Annotated in this window: 5 protein-coding genes; all 5 read left to right on the top strand. The window is 54.6% G+C overall.

The window, feature by feature from the left end:
* Positions 1 to 60 precede the first annotated feature (60 nt).
* On the top strand, positions 61 to 1,875 hold the full coding sequence (locus GKG34_RS15485) for a DNA topoisomerase (RefSeq protein ID WP_154256851.1): 1,815 nt from the start codon (positions 61 to 63) through the stop codon (positions 1,873 to 1,875).
* Positions 1,875 to 2,762, top strand: coding sequence for an LPD16 domain-containing protein (locus GKG34_RS15490; RefSeq protein ID WP_154256853.1), 888 nt, complete (start codon positions 1,875 to 1,877; stop codon positions 2,760 to 2,762). Before GKG34_RS15485 ends, GKG34_RS15490 begins: the two co-directional genes overlap by 1 nt.
* Positions 2,763 to 2,770: 8 nt before the next feature.
* The gene (locus GKG34_RS15495) at positions 2,771 to 3,286 is read left to right on the top strand and encodes a YodL domain-containing protein (protein WP_154256855.1); all 516 of its coding nucleotides are present in this window, start codon (positions 2,771 to 2,773) and stop codon (positions 3,284 to 3,286) included.
* Complete coding sequence (locus tag GKG34_RS15500) at positions 3,276 to 3,479, top strand: transposon-transfer assisting family protein (protein WP_154256857.1); 204 nt, start codon at positions 3,276 to 3,278, stop codon at positions 3,477 to 3,479. The genes GKG34_RS15495 and GKG34_RS15500 overlap by 11 nt, the downstream gene beginning before the upstream one ends.
* Before the next feature lie 173 nt (positions 3,480 to 3,652).
* Positions 3,653 to 3,960 (top strand): DUF6054 family protein (locus GKG34_RS15505; protein WP_113998246.1); only part of this gene is annotated, 308 nt, incomplete at its 3' end.

The raw sequence follows: 3,960 nt of genomic DNA on the forward strand, positions 1-3,960 counted from the left end.
AGGTCGATGGCGAATACGTCCAGAAAATCCAGATTTTCTACCGCTTTATCGGCCCATTGGATGCCATCGAGTAACAATGTCAGAAAAGTCACCTCCGAGAACTATCCTACAGATTCCGGACGGGAGGGAGAACTGATCTTCCGCCTTGTCTACCAGCAAGCGGGCTGCAAAAAGCCCTTCTCCCGCCTGTGGCTGTCCAGCATGGAGGAAAATGCTATCCGGGAGGGGTTCGCCCACCTGAAACCATCAACAGAATACGATGCGCTGTACAACGCAGCACTCTGCCGGGAACGCGCCGACTGGATGGTTGGCATCAATGCGTCCCGGCTTTTTTCTTGCCTGTACGGTCAACCGCTGGCGGTGGGGCGTGTTATGACCCCGGTGCTTGCCATGACGGTGGTGCGGGAAGCTGCCATTGCCGCCTTTGTGCCGGAGAAATTCTACACGGTTGCCCTGACCCTTGCGGACGGCGGCACCGCATCCAGCAAGCGGTTTGCCCAGAAAGCGGATGCCGAACTGCTGCTTTCCAAATGCCGAAAGGAGGGGCGTATCACGGTACAGAAGATGGAACGCAAGGAGAAATCCGAAAGCCCGCCGCAGCTCTATGACCTTACCGCATTGCAGCGGGATGCAAACCGTCTGTTGGGATTTACGGCGCAGCAGACCTTGGATTATGCCCAAAGTCTTTACGAAAAACGGCTCATCACCTACCCCCGCACGGACAGCCGCTTTTTGACGGAGGATATGGCGGCATCCCTTCCGGGGCTGGTGACGGACACGGGCAGGGCGTTTGCCGTGGAGGAGCCGATTCCCATCCATGTGCAGCAGGTCATCGATGGCAGCAAAGTCACCGACCACCATGCGCTGCTGCCTACGAAAAGCATGGCAAAAGCAGACCTTGCCGCCCTCCCTGCCGGGGAGCGGAATGTCGTGCGGCTGATTGTCGCACGGCTGCTCTGTGCCGTAGGTGAACCGCACCGCTATGCAGAAACCACGCTCACTACCATCTGTGCCGGGGAGGAGTTCTCCGCAAAGGGCAAGGTGGTGCTGTCCGAGGGATGGAAAACCATGGAGCGGAAAATGCTGGGCGAACTGATTGGCAAGCAGAAAGAACCGGCTGTTCTGCCGGATGTACAGGAGCAGAGCCAGTGCAGCGTTGCCGGTGCCGAACTGAAAGAGGGGCAAACGTCCCCGCCGAAGCATTTCACCGAGGACCTTCTACTTCATGCGATGGAAACCGCCAGTGCAGACAGTATGCCGGAGGGCGTGGAGCGTCAAGGCATCGGCACTCCAGCAACCAGAGCTGCCACCATCGAAAAGCTGGTGCAGAAGGGCTTTCTGGAGCGCAAGGGCACCAAGAAAACCAAGGTGCTGCTGCCCACCGACAAGGGCAAAGCCCTTATTACGGTGATGCCCGAAGAAATCCAATCCCCGGAAATGACCGCCGATTGGGAAACAAAGCTGCTGCAAATCGAACGCAGTGAAATGGAACCGGAAACTTTTATGACTGAAATCAAAGAAATGATCTCCTCGCTGGTAACGACCACCGAGGCTGCGAAAGGAGCGAATGCGCTTATGAAAAACAAAATCATTGGTGTCTGTCCGAACTGTGGGAAGTCTGTCGTGGAGCGCGAAAAGGGCTGGTTCTGCGAGAACCGGGAGTGCCGCTTCGTGCTGTGGAAGGACAATGCGTTCTTCAAGCGTCTGAGCAAGCGGCTGGACGCTCATGTGGCGGACAAGCTGCTGCGGGATGGTCGGGTCCGGCTGAAGGACTGCAAGAGTGCCAAGGGCAAGACCTACAATGCCACTGTGCTGCTGTCCTGTGAAGCTGATGGCCGCAGCAAGTTTTCGCTGGAATTTGAAGGTGGGTGCTGATGGAGCAGATAAAAGAAGCGGTCTACCTTATCAACGATGAACGCTATCTGCATCTCAGGGAAAACGGTGCAGGGGTCGGCTTTGCCACTTATAACAAGGTAACTGGCGAGCCGCTGGAAAGTGGGCAGATCTCGGAAAAGAATCTGCCGCCAGATGGACAAAACACCATCCCTGCCGCCCGGAACTGGTATCTGTTTGAACTTTCGGACGATGACCGTAAGGTCATCCAACAGGAAAGCGTAAAGATCCTCGAAAACATCCCGCAGGCGGGCATCGGCAGGCGGCGCATCTGGGAGCCGGAAACGCTGCCGAAGGATATTCGTCTCATCAACAGCCACTATGACGACCTCTATCGCATTCCCGATGGCGGAGTGATTCAGGTGGATTACCCGGATGGGCGCAGTTTTACGGCACGGGTGGAACATCTGGATGATTATCACTTTGACATGGGCGGTCTGGGCAATGTGTTCCACATCTGCCAGTTTGCCGAGGTCATGGAGCGGAACCATGCAGACTTCTACCCCGAAATTCAGACACAGGACGAGCAGGCCGCATGGGAACTGGGTGGCAAAGGTTATCTTGCCATCCAGTCCTGTGAGGATGGATGGGACTACACCATTTACCACAGCGATTTTTCCGTGATGGACGGCGGGCAGTTGGATGCCCCGGAACTGACTATTCAGGAAGCCCGTGAGCAGATTCTGGAAACTCACCACATGGAAAAGGGGCGGCGGCTGTTGCAGGACTACGATGCAGTCATAGACAAAGTTGCGGAAACCGAGGAACTGAGTGCAGATCACCGCCCTTCCACATTGGAAAAGCTGGCAGCACTGGCAAGTGATACGTCTGCGCCAAAATCCTCTGCACGTTCTGCGCCAGAACTGTGAGGTGGACGATGCAGCAAAAATGGAACCAGAATTTTGACGGCGAACCCATGACGGACATCCCGCAGAAATTCCTGAACGCAGGGTGCAATGTTTATATGGTGATGCAGCTGCGACATGACGAAAAAATCTTCGATGAAAGATTTGCTTCCATGCGGGAACTGCATCGTCGGGGCAAAACGCCAGACCCGGAGCATTACGAAGTCACTTACTATGCCGATCTGCCCTCCATGTGGCAGGATGTGCCGAACAACGTGGTTCTGGAAGAACTGTTTCAGGTGTTCAACCTCTCCCGTCCGCAGGATTTTGAGGGACACAGCCTGTCGGTCAGCGATGTGATCGCACTCAAACGCAATGGAGAAGTATCAGTGCATTATGTGGACAGCATCGGCTTCAAAGATTTACAGGGTTTTCTGGATAAAGAGCAGGAGCGCCCTTCGGTGCTGATGAATCTCAAGGAAAAGTGCGATGCCCCGGAGTGCAATCCCAGCGGATGTAAAAAAGAAAGGAGCGGCCATGAACTTTAACCATGAAGAACTCCTGCTGATGATGCTCTACAACACCGGCACCCGGATGGGACTTATCCACGAACTGCGGCTGATGCAGTGCTACCTGATGCCCGATGAAACCGCCCTGCGGGAGTTGTCGGAAGGTGTTATCGAAAAGCTGAAACTGCTGACCGATGCGGAGTTTGGCGAGTTGGAATTTCCCCCGGACTGATTATTGCCGCCTGCGGGCGGCGTACATAAAGTATTTTGTTCTTCCAAAAGATATGCTATAATCAAATTAGACAAAATTCTTCTCTTCAAGCGATTTCTCCGCAATTTTCCTGTGGCTCTGCTCGTATCAAAAATAAGGGACCGATTTTTAATTGTCAGAACGGAGGAACCATTATGGCAATCTTTGAAAAGACCATCCGAAACAAAAACTTTGACAAGCTGCTTCGGAAGCTGGAACAGGAGATCCCGGACAGCAGCTGGTCGGCCGATCTGGAAGCAGGCAGTGACTTCAAAGAAGGCGACGCCCGGTGCAGTGTCCGTGTGTTTGAGCGGTACAGCATGATAGGCGGCAACCGCCTGAGCCTGACGCTGACCCTGTTCCAGAACGGAGACAGTCCGATCCGCCTGTCTGCCATCACCGCAGGCGGCAGTCAGGCGGTGTTCTTCAAGGTGAACACCCTTGGAGAAGAATCTTTTCTGGA

Source organism: Faecalibacterium sp. BIOML-A4, assembly GCF_009679665.1.
Lineage (GTDB): Bacteria > Bacillota > Clostridia > Oscillospirales > Ruminococcaceae > Faecalibacterium > Faecalibacterium taiwanense.

Excerpts from the sequence above, each read along its gene's own strand:
- GKG34_RS15490 (WP_154256853.1), top strand. The coding sequence starts at position 1,875 with ATGGAGCAGATAAAAGAAGCGGTCTACCTTATCAACGATGAACGCTAT.
- GKG34_RS15485 (WP_154256851.1), top strand. The coding sequence starts at position 61 with ATGCCATCGAGTAACAATGTCAGAAAAGTCACCTCCGAGAACTATCCT.
- GKG34_RS15495 (WP_154256855.1), top strand. The coding sequence starts at position 2,771 with ATGCAGCAAAAATGGAACCAGAATTTTGACGGCGAACCCATGACGGAC.
- GKG34_RS15500 (WP_154256857.1), top strand. The coding sequence starts at position 3,276 with ATGAACTTTAACCATGAAGAACTCCTGCTGATGATGCTCTACAACACC.